General features: G+C 61.4%; 23 protein-coding genes and 1 tRNA gene. 11 read left to right on the forward strand and 13 right to left on the reverse strand.

Annotated elements, in window-relative coordinates; genetic code table 11:
• Positions 1-241: 241 nt before the first annotated feature.
• Positions 242-1,126, reverse strand: a complete 885-nt coding sequence (locus AC244_RS15345; RefSeq protein WP_053249701.1) for a DMT family transporter — start codon at positions 1,124-1,126, stop codon at positions 242-244.
• A gap of 207 nt (positions 1,127-1,333) precedes the next feature.
• On the opposite strand from AC244_RS15345, the gene AC244_RS15350 reads away from it, so the two are divergent.
• Together AC244_RS15350 and AC244_RS15355 are read left to right on the forward strand one after the other, a co-directional pair.
• Entirely contained in the window at positions 1,334-2,632 is a 1,299-nt protein-coding gene (locus AC244_RS15350) for an adenylosuccinate synthase (RefSeq protein WP_053249702.1), read from the forward strand.
• Positions 2,633-2,695: 63 nt separating this feature from the next.
• A complete protein-coding gene (locus AC244_RS15355; protein WP_053249703.1) occupies positions 2,696-4,924 on the forward strand; it encodes a hypothetical protein in 2,229 nt (742 codons plus the stop codon).
• A gap of 85 nt (positions 4,925-5,009) precedes the next feature.
• On the opposite strand, the gene rpoH is transcribed toward AC244_RS15355, so the two are convergent.
• Together rpoH and AC244_RS15365 are read right to left on the reverse strand one after the other, a co-directional pair.
• Positions 5,010-5,915: an RNA polymerase sigma factor RpoH gene (rpoH, locus tag AC244_RS15360; RefSeq protein WP_053249704.1), complete on the reverse strand. Its 906-nt coding sequence runs from the start codon at positions 5,913-5,915 to the stop codon at positions 5,010-5,012.
• A 197-nt stretch (positions 5,916-6,112) separates the two neighbouring features.
• Positions 6,113-7,153, reverse strand: coding sequence for an RluA family pseudouridine synthase (locus tag AC244_RS15365; protein ID WP_053249705.1), 1,041 nt, complete (start codon positions 7,151-7,153; stop codon positions 6,113-6,115).
• Between the two features lie 29 nt (positions 7,154-7,182).
• Here AC244_RS15365 and AC244_RS15370 point away from each other — a divergent pair, with 29 nt between their 5' ends.
• Together AC244_RS15370 and AC244_RS15375 are read left to right on the forward strand one after the other, a co-directional pair.
• Positions 7,183-7,566: a hypothetical protein gene (locus AC244_RS15370; RefSeq protein ID WP_053249706.1), complete on the forward strand. Its 384-nt coding sequence runs from the start codon at positions 7,183-7,185 to the stop codon at positions 7,564-7,566.
• A 4-nt stretch (positions 7,567-7,570) separates the two neighbouring features.
• Positions 7,571-8,407, forward strand: a complete 837-nt coding sequence (locus AC244_RS15375) for a TrmH family RNA methyltransferase (protein ID WP_053249707.1) — start codon at positions 7,571-7,573, stop codon at positions 8,405-8,407.
• Positions 8,408-8,529: 122 nt separating this feature from the next.
• Here AC244_RS15375 and AC244_RS15380 read toward each other — a convergent pair whose 3' ends face one another.
• Together AC244_RS15380 and AC244_RS15385 are read right to left on the reverse strand one after the other, a co-directional pair.
• Positions 8,530-9,711 (reverse strand): hypothetical protein, encoded by a 1,182-nt coding sequence (locus AC244_RS15380; RefSeq protein ID WP_053249708.1) that lies wholly within the window; start codon positions 9,709-9,711, stop codon positions 8,530-8,532.
• A 261-nt stretch (positions 9,712-9,972) separates the two neighbouring features.
• Complete coding sequence (locus tag AC244_RS15385; protein WP_053249709.1) at positions 9,973-10,560, reverse strand: DUF1134 domain-containing protein; 588 nt, start codon at positions 10,558-10,560, stop codon at positions 9,973-9,975.
• A gap of 277 nt (positions 10,561-10,837) precedes the next feature.
• Between AC244_RS15385 and chpT the strand changes: the two genes are divergently transcribed.
• Both chpT and AC244_RS15395 read left to right on the forward strand, forming a co-directional pair.
• Entirely contained in the window at positions 10,838-11,491 is a 654-nt protein-coding gene (chpT, locus tag AC244_RS15390; protein WP_053249710.1) for a histidine phosphotransferase ChpT, read from the forward strand.
• 265 nt (positions 11,492-11,756) lie between these two features.
• Complete coding sequence (locus AC244_RS15395) at positions 11,757-12,119, forward strand: response regulator (protein WP_025424707.1); 363 nt, start codon at positions 11,757-11,759, stop codon at positions 12,117-12,119.
• A gap of 307 nt (positions 12,120-12,426) precedes the next feature.
• Here AC244_RS15395 and ctrA read toward each other — a convergent pair whose 3' ends face one another.
• Complete coding sequence (gene ctrA / locus AC244_RS15400) at positions 12,427-13,128, reverse strand: response regulator transcription factor CtrA (RefSeq protein WP_025424706.1); 702 nt, start codon at positions 13,126-13,128, stop codon at positions 12,427-12,429.
• Positions 13,129-13,569: 441 nt separating this feature from the next.
• Between ctrA and AC244_RS15405 the strand changes: the two genes are divergently transcribed.
• Positions 13,570-13,920, forward strand: coding sequence for a hypothetical protein (locus tag AC244_RS15405; RefSeq protein ID WP_053249711.1), 351 nt, complete (start codon positions 13,570-13,572; stop codon positions 13,918-13,920).
• Between the two features lie 165 nt (positions 13,921-14,085).
• Here the strand turns inward: AC244_RS15405 and AC244_RS15410 are convergent, their stop codons facing one another.
• Together AC244_RS15410 and AC244_RS15415 are read right to left on the reverse strand one after the other, a co-directional pair.
• Positions 14,086-14,367, reverse strand: coding sequence for a GNAT family N-acetyltransferase (locus tag AC244_RS15410; protein ID WP_053249712.1), 282 nt, complete (start codon positions 14,365-14,367; stop codon positions 14,086-14,088).
• Between the two features lie 259 nt (positions 14,368-14,626).
• Positions 14,627-14,902 (reverse strand): DUF1153 domain-containing protein, encoded by a 276-nt coding sequence (locus AC244_RS15415; RefSeq protein ID WP_003527546.1) that lies wholly within the window; start codon positions 14,900-14,902, stop codon positions 14,627-14,629.
• Positions 14,903-15,389: 487 nt separating this feature from the next.
• Here AC244_RS15415 and AC244_RS15420 point away from each other — a divergent pair, with 487 nt between their 5' ends.
• From AC244_RS15420 to AC244_RS15430, 3 genes are all read left to right on the forward strand, one after another.
• Positions 15,390-16,139 carry a helix-turn-helix transcriptional regulator gene (locus tag AC244_RS15420; RefSeq protein ID WP_053249713.1) on the forward strand — a complete coding sequence of 250 codons (750 nt, stop codon included), beginning with the start codon at positions 15,390-15,392 and terminating at the stop codon, positions 16,137-16,139.
• A 285-nt stretch (positions 16,140-16,424) separates the two neighbouring features.
• Positions 16,425-17,621, forward strand: a complete 1,197-nt coding sequence (mnmA, locus tag AC244_RS15425) for a tRNA 2-thiouridine(34) synthase MnmA (protein WP_053249866.1) — start codon at positions 16,425-16,427, stop codon at positions 17,619-17,621.
• A 134-nt stretch (positions 17,622-17,755) separates the two neighbouring features.
• A tRNA-Met gene (locus AC244_RS15430) sits at positions 17,756-17,832 on the forward strand.
• Between the two features lie 131 nt (positions 17,833-17,963).
• Here AC244_RS15430 and AC244_RS15435 read toward each other — a convergent pair.
• From AC244_RS15435 to AC244_RS37515, 5 genes are all read right to left on the reverse strand, one after another.
• A complete protein-coding gene (locus AC244_RS15435) occupies positions 17,964-18,212 on the reverse strand; it encodes a hypothetical protein (RefSeq protein WP_053249714.1) in 249 nt (82 codons plus the stop codon).
• A gap of 33 nt (positions 18,213-18,245) precedes the next feature.
• Complete coding sequence (locus AC244_RS15440; protein ID WP_053249715.1) at positions 18,246-18,671, reverse strand: hypothetical protein; 426 nt, start codon at positions 18,669-18,671, stop codon at positions 18,246-18,248.
• A gap of 138 nt (positions 18,672-18,809) precedes the next feature.
• A complete protein-coding gene (locus AC244_RS15445) occupies positions 18,810-19,202 on the reverse strand; it encodes a DNA adenine methylase (RefSeq protein ID WP_053249716.1) in 393 nt (130 codons plus the stop codon).
• Positions 19,199-20,260 carry a DMT family transporter gene (locus tag AC244_RS15450; RefSeq protein ID WP_053249717.1) on the reverse strand — a complete coding sequence of 354 codons (1,062 nt, stop codon included), beginning with the start codon at positions 20,258-20,260 and terminating at the stop codon, positions 19,199-19,201. Before AC244_RS15450 ends, AC244_RS15445 begins: the two co-directional genes overlap by 4 nt.
• A 265-nt stretch (positions 20,261-20,525) precedes the next feature.
• Positions 20,526-20,672: a hypothetical protein gene (locus AC244_RS37515; protein ID WP_202596076.1), complete on the reverse strand. Its 147-nt coding sequence runs from the start codon at positions 20,670-20,672 to the stop codon at positions 20,526-20,528.
• Between the two features lie 420 nt (positions 20,673-21,092).
• Between AC244_RS37515 and AC244_RS15455 the strand changes: the two genes are divergently transcribed.
• Positions 21,093-21,533 carry an acetyltransferase gene (locus AC244_RS15455; protein WP_053249718.1) on the forward strand — a complete coding sequence of 147 codons (441 nt, stop codon included), beginning with the start codon at positions 21,093-21,095 and terminating at the stop codon, positions 21,531-21,533.
• Positions 21,534-21,561 lie beyond the last annotated feature (28 nt).

The following is a 21,561-nucleotide window of genomic DNA, read 5'->3' on the forward strand; positions in this document are numbered from 1 at the left end:
GCGATATCCGCTCCCACTGCTCGTCCCGAAGGATCAGACGATCCAAAACACCCATGACTGCCTCCAAAAGACAGTCTTGAATCTGATTTGCTCACCCTTGGAAATCCCAAGAGTCCACACGACCTAGCCCCAGGAAGAAAATCTGGTCGGACAGAAACATGCATCTGCTAATCAAGCCTTAAGGGGCCTCCCCAGGTCTAGGGATTGCATTGGCAAGGCTTCACTACGCAGACGCGCACGGTCAGTGCTTGGGCCGGCCCTTTTCGGCGATGGTGATGCCGCCGAGAACAAGCAGCAGGGCGATGAAATGGAAGGTATGGAATGTCTCGCCGACCAGCATCACCGACAGCAACGTGCCGAAGACCGGGATGGCATTGATGAAGAGGCCAGCCCGGTTGGCGCCGATCATCTCGACGCCGCGCACATAAAGCACCTGCGACATCAACGACGGGAAGATGGCGGCATAGAGCACGATAACCCAGCCGGTCATATCAGGGGCGATCGCCGTGCCGTTGCCGATTTCCCAAAAGAGCAGCGGAATGGCGCTGATGAGGGCGCCAAAGGCGGGTGCGGCGATAAAACTCTGCCAATGCATCGTGGGCTTCCAGCGCAGTGCCACGGTGTAAGCGGCATAAACGATGCAGGCCGCAATCATCAGGGCGTCGCCGAAGTTGAATTCCAGCTGCAAGAGGCTGGCGATATCGCCGTGCGCGGCGGTGATCAGCACGCCGAGCAGCGTCACGGTGAAGCCGATCACCTGGGCGATCGAGGCGCGGGTCCGAAACAGCATGAAATTGAACAGGAAGATCAGCATCGGAATGCCGGCCTGCAGGATGACCGCGTTGATCGCGCTCGTATATTTCAGCGCGGAATAGAGCAGGGCGTTGAAGGTGGTGAAGCCGATCGCCCCATAGGCCAGCAGCTGCAGCCAGTGTTGCTTGATCTTGTCCCAGTCGCGACGGATCTGCGGCGTCATCAGCACGAGGATGACGAGGAGCGCAAACACCCAGCGAAGGGTTGTGAGCATCATCGGGCTCACATGCCCGACGGCCATTTTTCCGGCCACGGAATTGCCGCCCCAGAAGAGTGCTGTAACGCAGAGATAGAAATAGGCCCTGGAATTCACGGTGCTGCAACCTGCTGGGATGACGGGGATCGATTGCCGCGAGGGCGGGAGAGACGCCAGATATAGGCGCTAAATCCAGCGCTTGTCATGCAAAAAGGGCGGAACGCCCGTCATAACGGGGTCGCTTTCCCGGAGACAACACAGTATAGATGCGCGGGTTTTGAGAACAGCGCAACCCTACTTGCGCCCGTCAACAGGAAGAGAATTATGACGAATGTCGTGGTGGTCGGATCCCAGTGGGGTGATGAAGGCAAAGGCAAGATTGTAGATTGGCTCTCGGAACGCGCGGATATCGTCGTGCGCTTTCAGGGCGGTCACAACGCCGGCCATACCCTGGTGATCGACGGCGTCAGCTACAAGCTGTCGCTGCTCCCGTCCGGCGTCGTGCGTCCCGGCAAGCTCGCCGTCATCGGCAACGGCGTCGTCATCGACCCGCATGCGCTGATCGCCGAGATCGACAAGCTCGGCAAGCAGGGCGTCACGATCACCCCGGAGAACCTGCGCGTTGCCGACAACGCCACGCTCATTCTCTCGCTGCACCGCGAACTCGACGGCTTCCGCGAAGACGCCGCCTCCAACAGCGGCACCAAGATCGGCACCACCCGCCGCGGCATCGGCCCGGCCTATGAAGACAAGGTCGGTCGCCGTGCGATCCGCGTGATGGACCTTGCCGATCTCGAAACCCTGCCGGCCAAGGTCGATCGCCTGCTGACGCACCACAACGCGCTGCGTCGCGGCCTCGGCGAGCCGGAGATCAGCCATGATGCGATCATGCTCGAACTGTCTTCGGTTGCCGACAAGGTGCTGCCGTTCATGGACACCGTCTGGGTGCTGCTCGACAAGGCGCGGCGCAAGGGCGCGCGCATCCTGTTCGAAGGCGCACAGGGCACATTGCTCGACATCGACCACGGCACCTATCCGTTCGTCACCTCGTCCAACACCGTTGCCGGCCAGGCAGCTGCCGGTTCGGGCATGGGTCCTGGCTCGCTCGGCTACATCCTCGGCATCACCAAGGCCTATACGACGCGCGTCGGCGAGGGACCGTTCCCGACCGAGCTGCATGACGAGATCGGCCAGTTCCTCGGCGAACGCGGCCACGAGTTCGGCACGGTTACCGGGCGCAAGCGCCGCTGCGGCTGGTTCGATGCGGCGCTCGTGCGCCAGTCGGTTGCCGCCAACGGCATCACCGGTATCGCCCTGACCAAGCTCGACGTGCTTGATGGCCTCGATGAACTGAAGATCTGCGTCGGATATACTCTCGACGGACAGCAGATCGACCATCTTCCGGCAAGCCAGGCGCAGCAAGCTTCGGCAAAGCCAGTCTATATTACACTCGAAGGCTGGAAGGAATCGACTGTCGGCGCACGCAGCTGGGCAGATCTTCCGGCACAGGCGATCAAGTATGTTCGCCAGGTCGAAGAACTCATCGGTGCACCGGTGGCTCTTCTTTCCACCAGCCCGGAGCGGGACGACACAATACTTGTGACGGACCCCTTTGAGGACTAGTGTCGGCGGACTGACATTGCGTCGTGATCGCAAACACATGCCTGAGCGTATGAGAAAGTTCTGATGGCGGATTTTGTTGCAGTTATTCGCAGGACCGTTGACGGCCTGTCGGAAAACACACCTGAAATGCGGGATAAGGTCTACGAGAAGGCGCGCGCCGCCGTGCGTCGCCAGCTCGAGAACATGAATCCGCGTCCGTCGGACGATATGATCAATCGTCAGCTGGCGAAGCTCGAAAACGCGATCGGGGAGGTCGACAGCGAATATGCTGAGGCCCTCCCGGCGATCGACCGGGTCGAGCCAGAGGCTGAAGTTGTGGAAGCGGCCGAGCCGGTGGCGGCGGAGCCGGAACCGGTGGAAGCTGTCGAACAGGTCGCGGCTGAGAGCGAGCCGGCGCCGGAAGCCGTCAGCGATGCCGAGCCGGCTTATGCCGAGAGTGGTGAGCAGGCGGACGACTATGCCGAGCCCCTGCCGGTCGAAGCACCGGCTGACGCCGAGGTAGCAGCCGAACAGGTCGAAGCCGCCGAGGAGCAGCCCGTGACGACCTGGGAGCCGCCCGTCGAGGACGAGCTGCCGGTCGCTGCGCAGGCGCACGACGAGGAAATCGTCGCGGCCGCCGAGCCTGTGGCTGAAGATGGCTATGACCACGCTCCGGTTGCCCCGGCAATCGAGCCTGAACCCGAGCCTGTTCAGGAAGTGACGTGGGATGCGCCCGCTGCCGAACCTGCCGCAGAGACGCCGGCGCGCTCGGAATGGGAACTGCCCGACTGGGAAGACACGAAGCCCGCTCACGCGCCTGCCGCGCTGGATGCAAGACCGGCCGACGTGGTTGACGATGCCGGCACGCCTGAGCTTCTGGGCATGCATCCGGTCGAGGCAAAGCCTGTAGAAATCGAGCCGGCGGCGCCGAAGGCGGATGCCAGCCGTTCGTGGTCGTTCGACGACGACGATCCCTTTGCCTCGATTACCGAACGTCCCGCGCAGAAGGCCAGCGACGCCGAAATTTCCGATTGGTCATGGCCGGTCGAAAAGACATCGCCGGCGCCAGCCGCAGGCCCGGCCGAGACCGCAAGCCAACAGGAGCGTGCGGGTACGGCCTGGGATCACATCGACGATCTTCTCGGTCTGGAAGGTGGTGCGACCACGGCGGCGGGAGCCGCAATGGGCAAGGATGCCGATCGCGGCATCGAGATGCCAGCAGCTGCCCCTTCGCGCCCCACGTCTTACCGCACGACACCGAAGCCTTCGCGCTTCAGCGTCAAGCGCCTGGCGATTGCCGCCGGCCTGCTGCTCGTGCTCGGTGGCGGCGGATTTGCCTACTGGCAGAACCGGGAAGCGGGCAATGCCTGGATCTCCGGCATGGTGGCATCGATAACGTCGGCTGTTTCCGGCAACGGCGAGACACCCGCGGAACAGAGCACGCCCCCGGCGCAGACCGGCGAGACCGCGACGCAACAGCCCGGCGCGCATGACGACACGGCTGTCCCTGACAACGCGTCGACGAAATTTACCCAGCGCCTGCTTGCCGATGGCTCGGAAACGGATGATGGCCCAGCTGTCCTGAACGGTGAAAGTGCCGCACAGGAAGGCAAGTCCGTCGCGCCGCAGACCGAAGCTGGAAAGCCGCAGGAAAATGCTGCCGGCACGCCAGGTGCCGAAGCCGGAACGCCTGCCGCAGGCCAGCAGCCCGGCGCACAGCCGGCGCAGCCGGATGTTGCTGTTGCCAACGGCGAGAAGATGTTCCTCTATGAAGAGCGGCTCGGCCAATCCTCTCCGACGGCCATTCCGGGAACGGTCGCCTGGTCGGTCAAGGAGGAGTCTCCGGGTGGCGACGCCAAGCCGGAACCGGCAATCCAGGCTCAGATCACCGTCCCGGACCGCGGGCTGACGGCTCTGATGACGATCAAGCGCAATGCGGATCCGTCCCTGCCGGCGAGCCACGTGGTCGAGTTCGTCTTCTCGCTGCCGCAGAACTTCGAGGGCGGCGCCATCGACGGCGTGCAGCGTGTTTCGATGAAGCGGACGGAGCAGGATCGCGGCGATGCGCTGATCGCAGTGCCCGCCAAGATCACCGACGACTTCCACATGATCGCGCTCAACGACTTTGCCGAAGCCGTCGGCAGCAACACCGAGCTGCTGCGCAGCCGCGGCTGGATCGATATCCCGCTGACATACCGCAATGGCCGTCGCGCACTGCTGACGCTCGAAAAGGGCCAGAGCGGCAACGAGGCTTTCAGCCAGGCGATGCGCGCCTGGGGATCGTCAGGCAACACGGCCGCGACCGGGCAATAGCGCCGGACAGGTCGAACGGAAGACAACAAAAAAACCCGGCGAGAACCTCGCCGGGTTTTTTAGTTTCGTTTTATGCAAATCTGACTTATGCGCCTTCAACAACGCGCAAGGCTTGGGCATTCTCCAGCGCCGCCTTGCGGACGGCATCCTGGACCTTTTCAAAGGCCCTCACTTCGATCTGGCGCACGCGCTCACGGCTGATATCGAACTCGGTCGACAGGTCTTCCAGCGTCAACGGATCTTCGGTGAGGCGACGTGCTTCGAAGATGCGGCGTTCACGATCGTTGAGAACCTTCATCGCGTTTGCGAGCAACGCCTTGCGGCTGTCGAGCTCGTCCTGCTCGATCAGGATCTGCTCCTGGTTGTCGTGGTCGTCGACGAGCCAATCCTGCCATTGTCCGGATTCGCCTTCGCTCGCCTTGATCGGGGCGTTCAGCGAAGCATCGCCGGACAGGCGACGGTTCATCGAGATGACTTCGTCCTCGCTGACCTTCAAGGTCGTTGCGATTTCCCTGACATGTTCGGGCTTCAGGTCGCCTTCGTCGAGCGCCTGGATCTTGCCCTTGAGGCGACGCAGGTTGAAGAACAGCCGCTTCTGGTTGGCGGTGGTGCCCATCTTTACCAGAGACCAGGAGCGCAGGATGTATTCCTGGATCGCAGCCTTGATCCACCACATCGCGTAGGTGGCGAGGCGGAAGCCGCGATCGGGCTCGAACTTCTTGACGGCCTGCATCAGGCCGACGTTGCCTTCAGACACGACTTCGCCGATCGGCAGGCCATAGCCGCGATAACCCATCGCGATCTTGGCGACGAGGCGCAGGTGGCTGGTGACGAGCTTGTGAGCGGCATTGCGGTCGTCATGCTCCTGATACCGCTTGGCGAGCATGTACTCTTCCTGCGGCTCGAGCATGGGAAATTTGCGGATTTCGTCGAGGTAACGATTGAGGCCGCCTTCACCAGCGGCAATAGACGGCAAATTGTTTCGGGCCATGAAGCACCCCCCTTTATAGTCTCCGGCCTCCGGGCGGCAGGCCGGGCATGTGGGTCTTCGTCAAGACCCCACGAGGCTACAAAATAAGTACGGCGAAAGCATGATTCAAGGAGTCCGGTTTCACTAACATGTGACGCCGGAGGCAAGACAGATCACGAATAGAGGCGCATCTAAGATTGGAATCGCCCGGCCGAATTTCAAGGGGAGCGTTGCGCTCCACCCCGCAGGGCCTCGACCAGGGCTTCCATGTCTTCAGGCATCGGGGCCTCGAAGTGCATGGTCTCGCCGGTCGACGGATGCTCGAACTGCAGCATGAAGGCGTGCAGGGCCTGGCGATGAAACTGATTGACCACCGACTTTGCCGCCTCCGGCAGGAGATTGGCCTTGGTGCGGAAGGCTGCGCCATATTCCGGGTCGCCGATCAGCGGATGGCCGATATGGGCCATGTGCACGCGGATCTGGTGGGTGCGTCCGGTCTCGAGGTGGCATTCGACTGTTGATGCCAGGCTGGTGCCGTCGGGCTTTTCCAGATAGCGCTCGACAACTTCGTAATGGGTGATCGCCTCACGGGCGTCGTCGCTGTCCTCGCGCTTCACGGCTCGCTTGGTGCGGTCTCCTGCCCGGCCGAGAGGGGCGTCGATGGTCCCCTTCAATTGGCGCGGGCGCCCCCAGACGACCGCCCGGTAGGCGCGCTCCAAGGGGCCGGTGCGGCCGTGGTCGGCAAACTGGTCCGACAGGTGGCGGTGGGCGGCATCGTTCTTGGCGACGACCATGACCCCGCTCGTTTCCTTGTCGAGACGATGGACGATGCCGGGCCGCTTGACGCCGCCGATGCCCGAGAGGCTGTTGCCGCAATGGTGGATGAGGGCATTGACGAGCGTGCCCGTCCAGTTGCCGGCGCCGGGATGTACGACGAGGCCGGCCGGTTTGCACAGGACGATGAGATGGTCGTCCTCATAGAGCACGTCGAGCGGGATGTCCTCGCCCTTCGGCTCCGGATCTTCCGGCTCGGGCAGGTCGATCTCGAAGTGATCGCCAGGCTGGACCTTCTTCTTCGGCTCCGTCACCGGCTTGCCGTTGATCGAAACGGCACCCTGCTCGATCAGGCTCTTGATCCGGTTGCGGGAGAATTCGCCCGAAAGCGCCTCGGTCAGGAAGGAATCGAGCCGCCCTGCGGCGTCCTCGCCCGCCGTCAGGACTTTCCTATTGGCTGCTGCTTGTTTAAAGGGGTCGTTCATTCCGTTTTAAATCCGATAAAAGGCCAGCCATGACCGCGACCGCGCCCGATGACCAGGAAGACAAGCCGCTAGACCCGGCGATGGAGAATGTTCGCCGCAAGATGGTGCGGCTGCAGCTCGTCTCGGCAGGCGTGATGTTGGTCATGCTTATGGCTGTCCTCGGAACGATTGTCTACAAGCTGACCCGGACCGACGAAACGGCACAGGCGCAATCCGCGGCCATTGCCGTTCCGAGCGAGGCGCCGGTCAATGCGGTCGCAGCCCTTCCTGCCGGGTTCACGGTGACCAACGTCGCGCTGTCGGGCTCGCAGGTGCTTTTCTACGGCAATCTGCCCGGCGCCGAGCCGCGTGCCATCGTCTTCGACATCGGTGCTGGCCGCATCATTGCCGACATCACCGTCAGGACCAACTGACGGTATGGTCTCAAGCGCCTCGCCCCTGATCCGCATCGATGATCCGGCAGATCCGCGCATCGCCGGGTTCGTATCGATCAAGGAACGGGACCTGACGGGCCGGCAGGGACGTTTCATCGCCGAAGGCACGGTGGTGCTGCGCATGCTGGCGGCTGCGCATAACACCGGCCGCGGGCTTGCGGCCGAGGCCATTCTGCTTCTTGAAAGCCGCGTGGCCGGCGTAGAGGACATTCTGGCGGGATTTCCCGCGGATGTGCCCGTTTATGTCGCGGCGGCACCGGTGTTCGACGCGATCGCCGGTTTCAACATGCACCGTGGAGTGCTGGCGCTTGGGCGCCGTGACGGCATTGCCGGCCGCGACGCGCTTCTCGCCTCGCTTCCCGCTTCAAGCCTGGTGCTCGCCGCCTGCGGCATCTCCAATCACGACAATATGGGCTCGCTGTTTCGCAATGCGGCCGCCTTCGGCGTCGACGCGGTGCTGATGGACGAGACGAGCTGCGATCCGATGTACCGCAAGGCGATCCGCGTTTCCGTCGGCTCGGTGCTGACGGTGCCGTTTGCGCGCGAGGGGTCGGCGGCGTCGCTGATCGAACGGCTGCAGCACGAAGGGTTTGCGATCTGGGGCCTCTCGCCGGCCGGCGAAACCGATATCGGTGGTATACCGCCGGCCAAGCGCACCGCCTTGCTCGTCGGGACGGAAGGGGAGGGGTTGCCGCCGGCCATCCTGAAATCCGTCCGCACCGCGCGCATCCGCCAGCGGCCGGGGCTAGACAGCCTCAATGTCTCGATGGCAGCCGGCATCGCGCTGCATCAGGTCGCCTTGATCAACGACCGGATCTGAGCTGCGCGGAACGCGCGTATAAAGCGTGTCGCGATCTCTAGGATTCGCTTACTGCGCTCTAAGCTCCTTTATTTGCGCATGTCGTTATCGCAAAACCGCTGCACACTTTTGCGCGATATGCTTTATTCCCGCGGCAGGATTTCCTTCGCCCGCTTTGCCAGGCTCCTGCGGCCTGCCGCGTCGTTCTTTTCGTCAGCTGCGAGCAGGCTGAGGATCGGTGAGGCCGCACCTTCGCGTGTGGCCGTCAGCGCCACCATTCCGGCAGCGATTTCAGCAACCTCTTCGCGCAAGGCATCGTCATGGGCGGCGGTCTTGGATTTGGTCAGTCGCTCCGACAGCGCGGTTGCGCGGTTCTTGAGGTCGTCGGAAAGAGCCGCAGGTTCCAGCGGCTGTGCGGCGGGCTGATCGGCGACTTGCGCAGGGCGGGCCACAGCGCTTTCCGAAGCGTCGTTGCCGCTCGCGCGACGGTCCTTGCGCGCCGGGAAGGCGACACCTGCTGCGCGCAGCACCTTGGCTGCATCCCGCATTTCCTGGTTCACGTCTTTCACCTTGGTCTTTAGGCGCTCGATCTCATCGGCGCGCCGTTCGAGTGCGCTCTCGCGGTCGGCGCTGGTCGCCATTTCCCGCGCAAGCTTGTCCTCCAGCCGCAGCAGTCGGCTCCCGTCTCGGGCGAGGCGGAGTTCCATTTCCTTGGCGTGGGCGCTTTCCGTCTTCAAATCCGCGCGCAGCGCCTCGCGCTCGTCGCGCAGGGCCGCGATCCGGCTCTTGAGGTTCTCCATTTCGGTCTCGCGCGCGGCGAGATCGAGGCGCAGATTGTCAATATCGGTGGCCTGTTGCGCCAACTGGTTGGCGAGCGTCTTGATATTCTCGGTCTTGCTGACATTATCGCGCTCGACGCTTTCGAGCGATGCCTTCATGCGCTCCAGCCGCTGGTCGAACTGGCGGATCGCCGAACGCATGTCGGCGGCCTCGACGTTCATGTCGGCAAGCTGGGCGTGCAGGTCGGCATTCTCGCCACTCACGCGGCGGGCCTCCTGCAGCATCTTTTCGTTGGTGAGCATCAGTGACACGCCCTTGTCGCGCTCGCGCTTCAGGGCCTGAAGCGTGCGGGCGTTCTCGGCGGCATAGGTGGCGCGGGCGGCATCTTTCTGCGCCCGCACTTCCTGGGGGCTGAGCGGCATGGTCGCCTTCAGGCGATCCTCGGCAAAGCGCACGATGCGGCGGTGAATGGCCGGCGCAACGAGAAGGCCGATGATGATCGCCGTCAGGAAGCCCAGGGCAAAGAGGAGCGAGAATTCAATCACGAGCTGGCCGTTTCAAAGCTGGACCGGAAGCAAACGCCCCGCCCGACCGTTACAGCCAGGGCAAGGCGCTTCATATTACTTCGCTGCACTAAACATGACGTTTCGTGCGCTGCAAGTATTTGAGGCGGGATTTCGCCGAAGCGGACCCGCCATCTACAGCGCCGCGCGTCTTATCAGACGCGCAAAGGTCGCTGTAGCACTTTTAATTGCTGCATGATTTTATCCTTAGATCGGATAGGATTTAAGGAAACATGCAGTGGATCAGAAGGGGTTCCAGGTCGGATTCTGCGTCATCTTGAGATAGCCGACATTGATGCCGAGCCGGGCGCCGATGCCGGTGCGGATCGGAACGACGACGATCTGTTCGTCGGTCAGCACCGTCATGCCGACGCCGGCCACGACATAGGCCGAACCCGAGACGCCACCGAACCGCTTGTAGAGCGACGGCACGCTCGGCAGGTTGTAGACCAGCATCATGGCGCGGCTGCCTTGTCCGCCCCAGTCGATGCCGAGCGACGGGCCTTGCCAGAAGACATTGTGCTGACCGGCGTTCTTGGTGTTGAGCTCGCCTTCTCCGTAGGTCAGGCCGGCGATGAAGGCGCCGGAGCCTTCCTGGCCGAGAATGTAGCCGTTCGGGAGGCCGTAGCGCTCAAAGGCGCGCTCCACCACCTTGGCGAGACCGCCAGATGTTTCACCGAAGAAACCGTGACCGGCATCGACGATCTCCTGCATCGAATACTGGCTGTTTGCCTGCTGGGCCTGGGCGGCGGATATGGCGCCTGCCATCAGGAACATCGTCGCCAGGATAGCGCGGCTGGCCGTCGTGGCTGCCTTCATGATCTGCTGCATCGTTTCCTCCGTCAGGCGCGAAAATCACTCGCTTGCGGGTTTGCTATGGCCGGCATCGCCTGTGATGGCGCGGCCAGCGGGGGTCTGGACCATTTCCCTGCAATTTGAACCGATGGTCTTAACAATCGGTTTACCAAATGTGGTGTCATTATGATCCACTGATGAACGGCTGCGCCGAGCAGCCCATGGCTTGCGTCTGTGCGCCTGAGGCATTATCGGCTCTGCCCGAGCGCGTGCCTCATGTCCGCATGCCGATGGAACCGAACAAGGAAAGACGATGGCAACGAATCCGAACCTGACATTGACGGGACCCGATCTGGCCGCGCTTCTGTGCAGCCGGGTTTGCCACGACGTTATCTCGCCGGTCGGCGCCATCAACAATGGCCTGGAACTTCTCGACGAGGGCGGTGCCGACGCCGACGCCATGGACCTCATCCGCACCAGCGCACTCAACGCGTCGGTCCGCTTGAAGTTCGCGCGTCTCGCCTTCGGCGCATCCGGCTCGGTCGGTGCATCGATCGACACCGGCGAAGCGGAAAAGGCGGCCAAGGATTTTGCTGCGGCCGAGAAGAAGACCGAGGTCAACTGGCACGGGCCACGCGCCATCATCGCCAAGAACCGGGTCAAGCTGCTCTTGAACCTCTTCCTCATCGCCTATGGCGCGATCCCGCGCGGGGGCGTCATCGACATCACGCTCGAAAATCCCGAGCTCGATGCGGTGTTCACGCTGGTCTGCAGGGGCCGGATGATGCGCGTGCCGCCGCGGCTGGTCGAACTTCTGTCCGGCACGCCGGAAGAAGCGGTCGATGCGCACTCGATCCAGCCCTACTACACGGTGCTGCTCGGCGAAGAAGCCGGCATGACGATCGACGTCGTTTCCACCGGCGAGGAAATCATCTTCACCGCGCGCATGACCCCGGCTGAAGCTTAAGGCCGGCACTAGTTTTTTCTGTTTTGATACATGTCGGGCGCGGCGTGGCAATGGCCCCGCGCCGGACATTTGCGTGCCCGCAGCTTGAACGGTCCGCTTTTGCCAGCTTTTGACCCGCTCACTGAAATATTAATGTTTTCAGCGCGTTAAAAGTCTCCGGAAAGCCCGCATTAAGCAAACTCCGTAACGAAATCTTTGCCAAATTTGTATAGGGTTGTTCCAAGCGTGCGAGCACGCGTATAGGTAAGTCATGAAGGAGTTGGACATGCGGCGCTTGATGATTGCCGACGGCTCGGATGTCGTCAGGAAGGTTGGGAAACGTATCCTGTCCGGCATGGGCTTCCTTGTCTACGAAGCGCCGAGCGGCCTTGAGGCGCTGGTGCGCTGTGAGGCCGAGCTGCCGAATATTCTCGTGGTCGATGCCGGCCTGGAGGGCGCTCTGGATCTCATCGCCAATATAAGGCGGCTGCCCAATGGCGCTTCGGTTCGCATCTACTACTGCGTCGTCGAGGCGGACCTGAAGAAGATGATGGCAGGCAAGCGCGCCGGCGCTGACGATTTCCTGCTGAAGCCGTTCGATCGCAAGATCCTGACGAGCGTCTTTGCCAGCCAGTCGATGGCGGCCTGACGCGAACCGCATCTCTTTTCCGGACTGAACAAGCCGCGGCAATTGCTGCGGCTTTTTGCTGTCCCGTCGTCGCGCTTTTACGTGGTGCCAACGACCAGGGCCGAGGGGCAGGTGGGTGTGGCCACTTCCTCCGCGCTTCGCTGCCGTCCTTTGCCCGGTGACGGCCCGGTACGCGCGCCAGTGGCAAGCGAGGAGCCAAAGCCGCAACGAAAAAACCCGCCTCGAAGGGCGGGTTCGTTCAAAAAGTGTCCGTTGGCGTCATGCCTGGATATGCGGGTCCACGCCGCGCCCGGAAAAGAGCCTGAAATCAGGCAGTTTCGGCGTATTCGGCACCATCCGGCTCGCGCAGAACGTAGCCGCGGCCCCAGACAGTTTCGATGTAGTTGGCGCCACCGGCGGCATTGGCAAGCTTCTTGCGCAGCTTGCAGATGAAGACGTCGATGATCTTGAGTTCCGGCTCGTCCATACCGCCGTAGAGGTGGTTGAGGAACATTTCCTTGGTGAGCGTCGTGCCCTTGCGCAGCGAGAGCAGCTCGAGCATCTGGTATTCCTTGCCGGTGAGGTGGACGCGCTGTCCGCCGACTTCCACCGTCTTGGCATCGAGATTGACGATCAGTTCGCCGGTCGAGATGACCGACTGGGCATGACCTTTGGAACGGCGGACGATCGCATGGATGCGCGCCACCAGCTCGTCCTTGTGGAACGGCTTGGTCATGTAGTCGTCGGCGCCGAAGCCGAGACCGCGAACCTTGTCTTCAATTCCGGCCATGCCGGAGAGAATGAGGATCGGCGTCTTCACCTTGGAAAGACGCAGGGTTCTCAAGACCTCGTAACCGGACATGTCCGGAAGGTTGAGGTCGAGAAGGATGATGTCGTAGTCATAGAGCTTGCCGAGATCGACGCCTTCCTCACCGAGATCGGTGGTGTAAACGTTGAAACTCTCGGACTTGAGCATCAGCTCAATGCTTTGAGCCGTTGCGCTATCGTCTTCAATTAGTAGAACCCGCATATTCTTCCCCTTTTCCGCCGCCCAAGGTCATCGTGGCCCCCTTACGCGATACGGATCCAGTCGTTGCCTGATTTGGAGGCTGCCATTAAATGGTTAACAAATTCTGATTCACTCTGGCAAGGTGTATCGAGATTGTTAAATATTTTTAGCAGTTCCCTGATTTCAAACGTGAATCCAAAATGGCACTTTTCATGCGAAACATGAGGAAATGCCGCTATCTGACTCTTCTGACTCGTTAATGCCGGGGCCGTCATATTTCGTGCCTCAGTATTTACGGAGCCTTAAATCATCACCCCTATGATTAACGATGCCCGTAAACGAAAGGTTACCAGCGGTAGGCTTTTGTTAATATCGCTGTCGATTTTTCGTTTTCTGCCTGCTGGGCAGGCTCGACGGGCCAAATCAGTAACCGGGGTCTCGGTATCCACGGGAGTATTGCGTATGAAAGCACGTGAGAGCCTTGTCCGCCTGAAGGAATTTCAGGTCAGGGAGAAGCAGCGTCAGCTGAGCCAGCTTCAGATGATGATGGCTGAGTTCGAACGGATGACCAAGGATCTGGAAAATCAGATTGTTTTCGAGGAAAAGAAGTCGGGCATTTCCGATCCCTCGCATTTTGCCTATCCCACTTTCGCCAAGGCTGCTCGTCAAAGAGCCGACAATCTTCAGGTCTCCATTCGTGAGCTGAAGGCGCAGCAGGACGCTGCCGAACTCGCGCTCGAAGAAGTGCAGGCCGAATATGCGAAGGCGGCGGCGCTCGAGGAACGGGACACGACGACGCGTCTGCGGGCATAAGCCTGTAGGTCGTTTCGAGGCAGATGATTTTCATTCTTTGTCGGGCGATGCCGATGGCGTGGCCCGATCCGGCACGATTATCTCAAGCATGAAAAACCCGCCCGACGGCAAGCTGTCGGGCGGGTTTTCCCATTTTGACATTCGCTGAAAGCGAAGGCAGCGGTCTCAGGCCTGGATGACATCCTGCCAATCGGGATGGCGCAGCGTCTGCGCGCGCATGAACGGGCAGAGCGGGATGATCTTCCAGCCGCCTTTGCGCGCTTCGTCGATCGCATGTTTTGCCAGCGCCTGGCCGACGCCCTTGCCGCGCAGCGCGTCGGGAACCAGGGTGTGATCGACGATGATCAGTTTCGGCGATGACCGGGAATAGGTCATCTCACCGGTATGTCCCTCGACTGATGTCGAGTAGCGGCCGTGCGATCCAATTTCTTCATGCACGATATCCATGGCGGCGTCCCTTCACATTCAACGTTTGCGTGTTGCCGACGATGCTATCGCATGGCTGCAACGTTCGAAACCGGTTTGGCTGATATGGAGAGGAAACGCACTGTCGCCGAAATGCCGCTTGTGGGAAGCCGGCACAGCAACGAGGGAGCAATGCGCATCAGGTGAAGCCCGCTGACGTGGCATGCTTGGCGCGAAAACGAAGGCGGCGGCCACCGGAAACCCGGAGCCGCCGTTCAACCTATGGCCCTGTGGTGGGCTTTTAGTGGCGATATTGCTGGATGCGTGTCGTGCGCAGGCCGGCCAGACCGTGATCGTTGATGGAGGACTGCCAGGAAAGGAATTCCTCGACAGTGAGGGTATAGCGTTCGCACGCTTCCTCAAGGCTCAAAAGGCCACCGCGGACAGCGGCAACCACCTCAGCCTTCCTGCGGATAACCCAGCGCCGGGTATTCGCCGGCGGCAGATCCGCAATCGTCAGAGGACTGCCATCGGGGCCGATGACATATTTTACACGTGGTCGCATCATTTCGGTCATGGGACTCTCTACACAAACTCAAGACCATATGAGGCTGACCTTAGCCCGCCACATTTAACATTTGCCTAAGCCGTCAGTAACGATTTGCTCATAATTTTAAATACTTCCGCACACTCCCTCGATCATTTCCGCAACGTCTCGCCGGCGATCGCGACGCCTGTCGCACTCGACAATAGCCGCCCTATTGCCCGGAAAGCTCTGGATTATCGCGGAATTTACATGGGAGCCATGCAATTACCACATTTCACTTTAACTAAAATTCTTGGTAACGAGGCGCCGAAATAAAGGATGAGCGACGTTTGTGCGCTCCCGATTCATTCTTGGTGCATCGTCATATTTTCACAACCGGTCGCGTTGCTTTCGCGAGCATGCCGGCGAGGGTGGCTGTATTCTGGCTGCCGGGTGAAGTTCATGCGCCGGATGATTTTCGGGGCCGTTTGTATTCTCTCGACCAGGTGCGTTGGCACTGGTGATGTGGTGATCAGAGATGAAGGAATCGAATGAACCAGCCTTGCTGCGCGAGGCTGAGACGGCGGACATGTTTTCCGAAATCGATACGGCTGCCGTCCGCACGGAGTACGAACTTCTGCATTTGCTGCGGCGGCTGATCGCGCGTTACGGCTTCGGCCATTTCATGATTGCGCGCCTGCCGCTGGCCGAGCAGCAGAGGTTTTCCGAACGGCTGGTGCTCAGCAACTGGCCTTCAGAGCTGGTGCGCCAGTACGACGCCTGCGAGACCTTTCAGTCGAGCGTGCTGGTCGAGCGCCTGCGCGCGACCAAGCTGCCGGTAACCGGTGGCGCCGAGCTGCTCGACGTGGCCGGCAAGCCGGTCGATGAGGCGATGGTGCATCGCCTGCTGGCGCATCCGGAGATGGCTCGCCATTTCGCCGTCCAGTTGCATACCAGCAGCGGCGATCCGTTCGTCGCCATGCTCTCCGGCCGGCGCGAGGCGCCCGTCGGTGTCGAGCAGGCGACGCTTTATCTCTCCCTCGTTCAGCTGTTCGAATGCCTCGAGCGCACCTTCGATACCGGCAGCTCGGCGCGCGAAAAGCTGTCGAGCCGCGAGATCGAGTGCCTGCGCTGGGCGGCCGCCGGCAAGAGCAGCGACGAGATCGCCATCATCCTCGGCATCTCCACCTATACGGTCAGCAGCTATTTCAAGAGCGCGACCCGCAAGCTCGACGCCGTCAACCGCATGCAGGCGATCGCCCGCGCCATGCGGCTGAAACTGATCTGAAACGGATCTGCTTTGACCGGCCTGGCGCCGAGCGCCGCCCTTGCCGCGGGGCGGACAAGTTTCTATATGTCGGCGACCAGAGCATCCCGCTTTCAAGCGGAACTGCAGAAAGCGGAGGATGTTTAGGAAAATGTAGTGCTACAGCGACCCTTGCGCGACGGATTAAGACGCGCGGCGCTGTAGAAGCCGAGAGCGTGCCGTGTGCTACTGCCCGGCATTGCATCGCATGAAGCGTGAAACAGGGGCAGGTGCTATTGACGCCGCCCGAAGGCCGGATTGGATCCCGTGAATAGTCTCGATTTTGACCGCAAGCCCGAAGATACGCGTGTCGTCGTCGCCATGTCCGGCGGTGTCGATAGTTCCGTCGTCGCCGGCCTGCTCAAACGCGAGGGTTACGACGTTCTCGGTATCACGCTGCAACTCTACGATCATGGCGCTGCCGTGCACCGTGCCGGCTCCTGCTGCGCCGGCCAGGACATCGACGATGCCCGCCGCGTCTGCGAAACGCTCGGCGTTCCGCACTATGTGCTCGATTACGAAGCGCGCTTCCGCGAAACGGTGATCAATCCGTTTGCCGAAAGCTATGTCGCCGGCGAAACGCCGATCCCCTGCGTTGCCTGCAACCAGACGGTCAAGTTCGCCGATCTACTTGCGACCGCCAAGGAACTCGGTGCCGATGCGCTGGCGACCGGCCACTACATCCGTTCGCGCCCGAGCCCGAACCCGCGCTATGCCGGCCAGCGGGCGCTCTATCGCCCGACGGATGCCGATCGCGACCAGAGCTACTTTCTCTTTGCCACCACGCAGGAGCAGATCGACTATCTGCGCTTCCCGCTCGGCCACCTGTCCAAGGCCGAGACGCGGGTGCTGGCCGAAGAGATGGGCCTTGTCGTCGCCCAGAAGGCCGACAGCCAGGACATCTGCTTCGTGCCGCAGGGCAAGTACAGCGACATCGTTTCGAAGCTGAAGCCGAATGCGGCGCTTGCCGGCGAGATCGTGCATCTCGACGGCCGCGTGCTCGGCAGCCATGATGGCATTTTGCACTACACGATCGGCCAGCGCCGCGGCATCGGCATCGCCACCGGCGAGCCGCTCTACGTCGTCTATCTTGACGCCCGCTCGCGCCGCGTCATTGTCGGCCCGAAGGAAGCGCTGGAAACGCGCCGCGTTTATCTGCGCGACGTCAACTGGCTGGGCGACGAAGATCTCGAAGAGGTGGCAACGACGGGCTTCGACTGTTTCGCCAAGGTCCGCTCCACCCGCCAGCCGGCGCCCGCCATCCTGAAGCGCGACGCCGAGGGCCTTTATGTCGAGCTTGCCGAGGGCGAGGCCGGCATCGCGCCGGGCCAGGCCTGCGCGCTCTATTCCGGCGTCGGCGAAGACGCCCGCGTCTACGGCGGCGGCTTCATCCGCAAATCCGAGCGCGAGGCCGGTGCGGAGGCCGCATTGAAGGTGCTTCTGGCGGCGCCTGCGGCGGCTTGAGGCAGACATTTCCGATCGCGCGGGAAAACTTCACATTTTCCCCGCGACTTGGCTTGACACTTGGCTGAACCGGGCCTTATAAGCCGCCCGTCCAGTCAAGACGGCTTCGCCTTCGAAGCCTTGACGCGGTACCCGGCGGAGTAGCTCAGTAGGTTAGAGCAGAGGAATCATAATCCTTGTGTCGGGGGTTCGAATCCCTCCTCCGCTACCAACGTTACCACCGACAGCTCCTATTGGATCAGGCTTGAGCGATAGCCCCTGTAGCTCGCCGCGATTTTCCGGAATTTTGACACCCAAAACCGGAAAAACTGAAATTCCGCCAAGGCTGTTAAATGTCACCTCTCATAGAGCGATAATTTGTAGCTCATAAGGCCAGTGCCTCTCCACTCCGCAGTCATATAAAATCACGGCATCCAACAATAGGCAGTAAGCCTCCTCAGTCGAGATGCCGAGCACCTCGGTCATTACCGCCAGGCACATAAGCAGTTGGTCCTCGATGACGATCTGTGGCCCGCCGACAACGCGCATGGCGACGTGGATCCGTTGGTCGCTGTCCAAGCCGGGGAGGCTTTGTGAGCAAACCTCGATCATAAGGGTCTACCTAAGCGGGCTGAGAGGGCTCGGTCATCCACCACCAAGGCGCCTCCAGAGAACGATGCATGTGATCTGCGCCACAGCACCAATCGCCCCGGCAAGCAAAATGAACGTGATATCGTCTTGCAACGTAGACCCTAGCATCATCGCGTAAAGCGCCGTTGCAAGAAAGCCAGAGAGTACTGCAAGGGGTAGCCGCACGGACCACCTCTGTGAACTGATCACCACGCACCAGACCAGCAACACAGACATAATCGCGGGTACTAAACCCAGAGCGTGAGCGAAGATTGCCCCTTGTACAAAGAGGGAAACATCGAAGCCAAAATTTGCCGCCGCGGCAAAGAAGTAGCTACAAGAGTATCCAACCAAAGGACCAATAAGGAGGGTCAAAAGGAAGAGCAGCCAGACCCTCTTGGGCAGCACAAACTCTCCACGGTGATCTGTTGTCTCGCCCATCGAATTGGCCCGTTGCCCCAGCGCAGCTACTATCAGCGGTGTTGGGGTAACGTGCAACCTAGGATCCGGCTACAGCCTGAGTTTCCCGCCCTAAAGCCCTCTTGCTGGCGCCGACCCGGCCGGCGCCAGCCATTATTCTCACCCTACAATGATCAGTTCATGTGCCGGCGTGCCCCTCCCGGCGCTCACCGAATAGGTCAGCTCTGCCTCATGCAGCGCAAAGCCGGCGAAAGTTTTGCGGATCTCCGGTACGTCATTTATCGAGAGAATGAAGCGCCCTCGAAGACGCCTCAACCGTTCCGCCAAAGCTGCGAACTGGTCTCGGCCGAAGAGGGCTTTTCCATGGTCATCCTCGCTCCCAAAATAGGGCGGGTCGAGGTAGAACAGTGTCCCCGGCCGGTCGTAGCGATCGAGGAAGGCAGGTCCGTCAGGGTCGCAAGCCTTCGCGCGTTCGAGCTCGCGGCGGTTGGTGATCTGGAATTTCAGCGTACTGTGAACTGCGGATAACGCCGTCGACCAATTTTTGCTCACCCATGACTATGCCGATGATGCAGGTCCGGATAGTGCGGGTGCTTATGCCGCATCGGTTCGTGCCGGTGCCAGTGGGAATGCGGCTCGGTAATCGGGCCGTCGTGGCTGTGGGTGTGGTGTTCGTCGTGGATGTGGGCGTGTTCGTGTTCGAGCGCTTCGTGGGCATGTTCGTGGTCGTGGCGCTCTGCCAGGTGCATCCACAGGCCGAAGGCCATCAGCAGGCCGGCTGAGAGGAACTGTAGGGTGATGGCGTCGCGGAAGAGGGCGATCGAAAGAAGCGCGCCGATGAACGGGGCGAGCGAGAAATAGGCGCCCGTTCGCGCCGTGCCGAGGTGGCGGAGGCCGAGCATGAACAAAACGAGGCTGATGCCGACGCCGAGGAAGCCGACGAGGGCGGCGCTGGCGGTGAGGCCGGCGGACGGCAGCGACGCGCCGAGCGCCAGGGCAAGCACAAGGTTTGTGGCGCCGGCGGCCAGGCCCTTGATCATGGCGATCTGGACGGGATCGGCGGATGAAAGCTTGCGCGTCAGATTGTTGTCGATGCCCCAGGCAAGGCAGGCGGCCGCGATCAGCAGGCTGCCGCGATCGAGGCTCAGGCCCGCACCATTCCACGACAGGAGAACCGCGCCGCAGAAAATTGCCGCGGCACCCGAGAGCAGGCGGCGATCGACATTCTCGCGAAACACCAGCCAGGCGATGGCCATCGTCGCCAATCCTTCCAGGTTCAGGAGCAACGACCCCGAGGCGGCCGTGGTCTGGGATAGGCCGAACATCAGGAGCAGCGGGCCGAGTACGCCACCGAACAGGATGACGGTGATCAACCAGGGAATATCGGCGCGCGCCAGCGGCGCTTCGACGCCATCAAGCCCCACCCAGGCGCGGGCGCGGTGGACGATCGCGAGACCAAGCCCGGCGCCGAGATAAAGCATGCCCGCCAATAGCCAGGGATCGACGGAGCCAAGCAGAAGCTTCGAAAGCGGCGTCGAGGCGCCGAAGAGAACAGCCGAGCCCAGAGCAAGCGGAACGCCGGGCCAGAGGTGGGAGTGGTCGCTCGACATCGGAAACTTTCTGGCAGTGGGTGGGCATCGGCCATGAGGCGGCCGGTGCGTTCCATCCAAGCAGCAAAGTTTTGCCAGGGGAAGCCTTTGTTGAGGCAAAGGGAGGGATGGGCTGAGCTTCGCCCGCGTCTCGCCAGCCGATCGTTCGAGCGTTGGTGTTGGCGACAGGGTGCCATGTCGGATGGCGGAGAGGAGATGCTGCTGGTGCCGCCGGCGCTCAGGCGGCGAAGGGTGATGGTCGCCGTGCTGGCGCCCGTGGTTGCAGCTATTCGTGGATCGACGAGGTGATCACGCTGTAGTCGGGCGCGCTGATATCCGTGCGGTATTGGGACAGGGCAACATGCATGAAGGCGATCACTGCGACCGAGAAGGCCAGCACGGTGATGGAAACGCCGAAACCGGTCTTGATCATGTCCGTATCCTCCAAGCCTTACGTTTGTTGATGAGAGACTGTCAAACCGTGGCATGGAGACTATCGTGTGGCGTCGAATGCGCTGTTCCCCGGGTAACACGCCGTATGGTTACTGATTTCTGAACGGAGAATGCCGTCGCTGATCCCGTCTGCATGTCGGCAAGGCCATCGCCCGATCGGCACATGGAGATCGCAGTGGCGTGAGACGGGAACGGGGTTGGCGCGGCCGTTTGTTGAAGGCAAGAGCGGCAGCAGCTTGAAGAATTCGCTTTCGTGGCTATTGTCGCGAGCCCTTGCGCACGCGTTCCGCGATGGCGCCATTGTCTTCCATTGCTGTTTGCGCCGGTGACACTCGCCAGAAGCCTTGCCCTCGTCGGTGGTTCACGAAAGCGAACGGCCATTTCTATAGTGATTTCTCAGATGACGATTTCCATTCGTTCTTCCCGTCCGTCCGATTTTTCGCGCACGCTCGATATCTGGCGCAGCGCCGTCGTTGCGACTCATCGCTTTCTCTTAGGTGAGAATTTCGCCGCCATCGAAGAGATGGTCGCCACCCAGTACCTGCCGCAGGCGGAGCTGTGGATTGCTGCCGATGCCGACGATGTCGCCCTTGGGTTCATGGGCATGACCGAGGCGCAGATCGACAGCCTGTTCGTCCATGCCGATGCGCGTGGTGCCGGCGTCGGGCGCGCGCTGGTCGAGCATGCGGCCAAGCTGCATCCGGTGCTGACGGTTGATGTCAACGAGCAGAATCTTTCCGGCGCCGGTTTCTACGCCCGCATGGGGTTTGAAACCACCGGTCGCTCGCCGGTCGACGATGACGGCAGGCCCTATCCGCTGCTGCACCTGCGCCGGGCGTAATCCGGGCGCCAACCGCTGGCGGTGTTCC

The organism is Ensifer adhaerens (assembly GCF_001270265.1).
GTDB lineage: Bacteria > Pseudomonadota > Alphaproteobacteria > Rhizobiales > Rhizobiaceae > Ensifer > Ensifer adhaerens_B.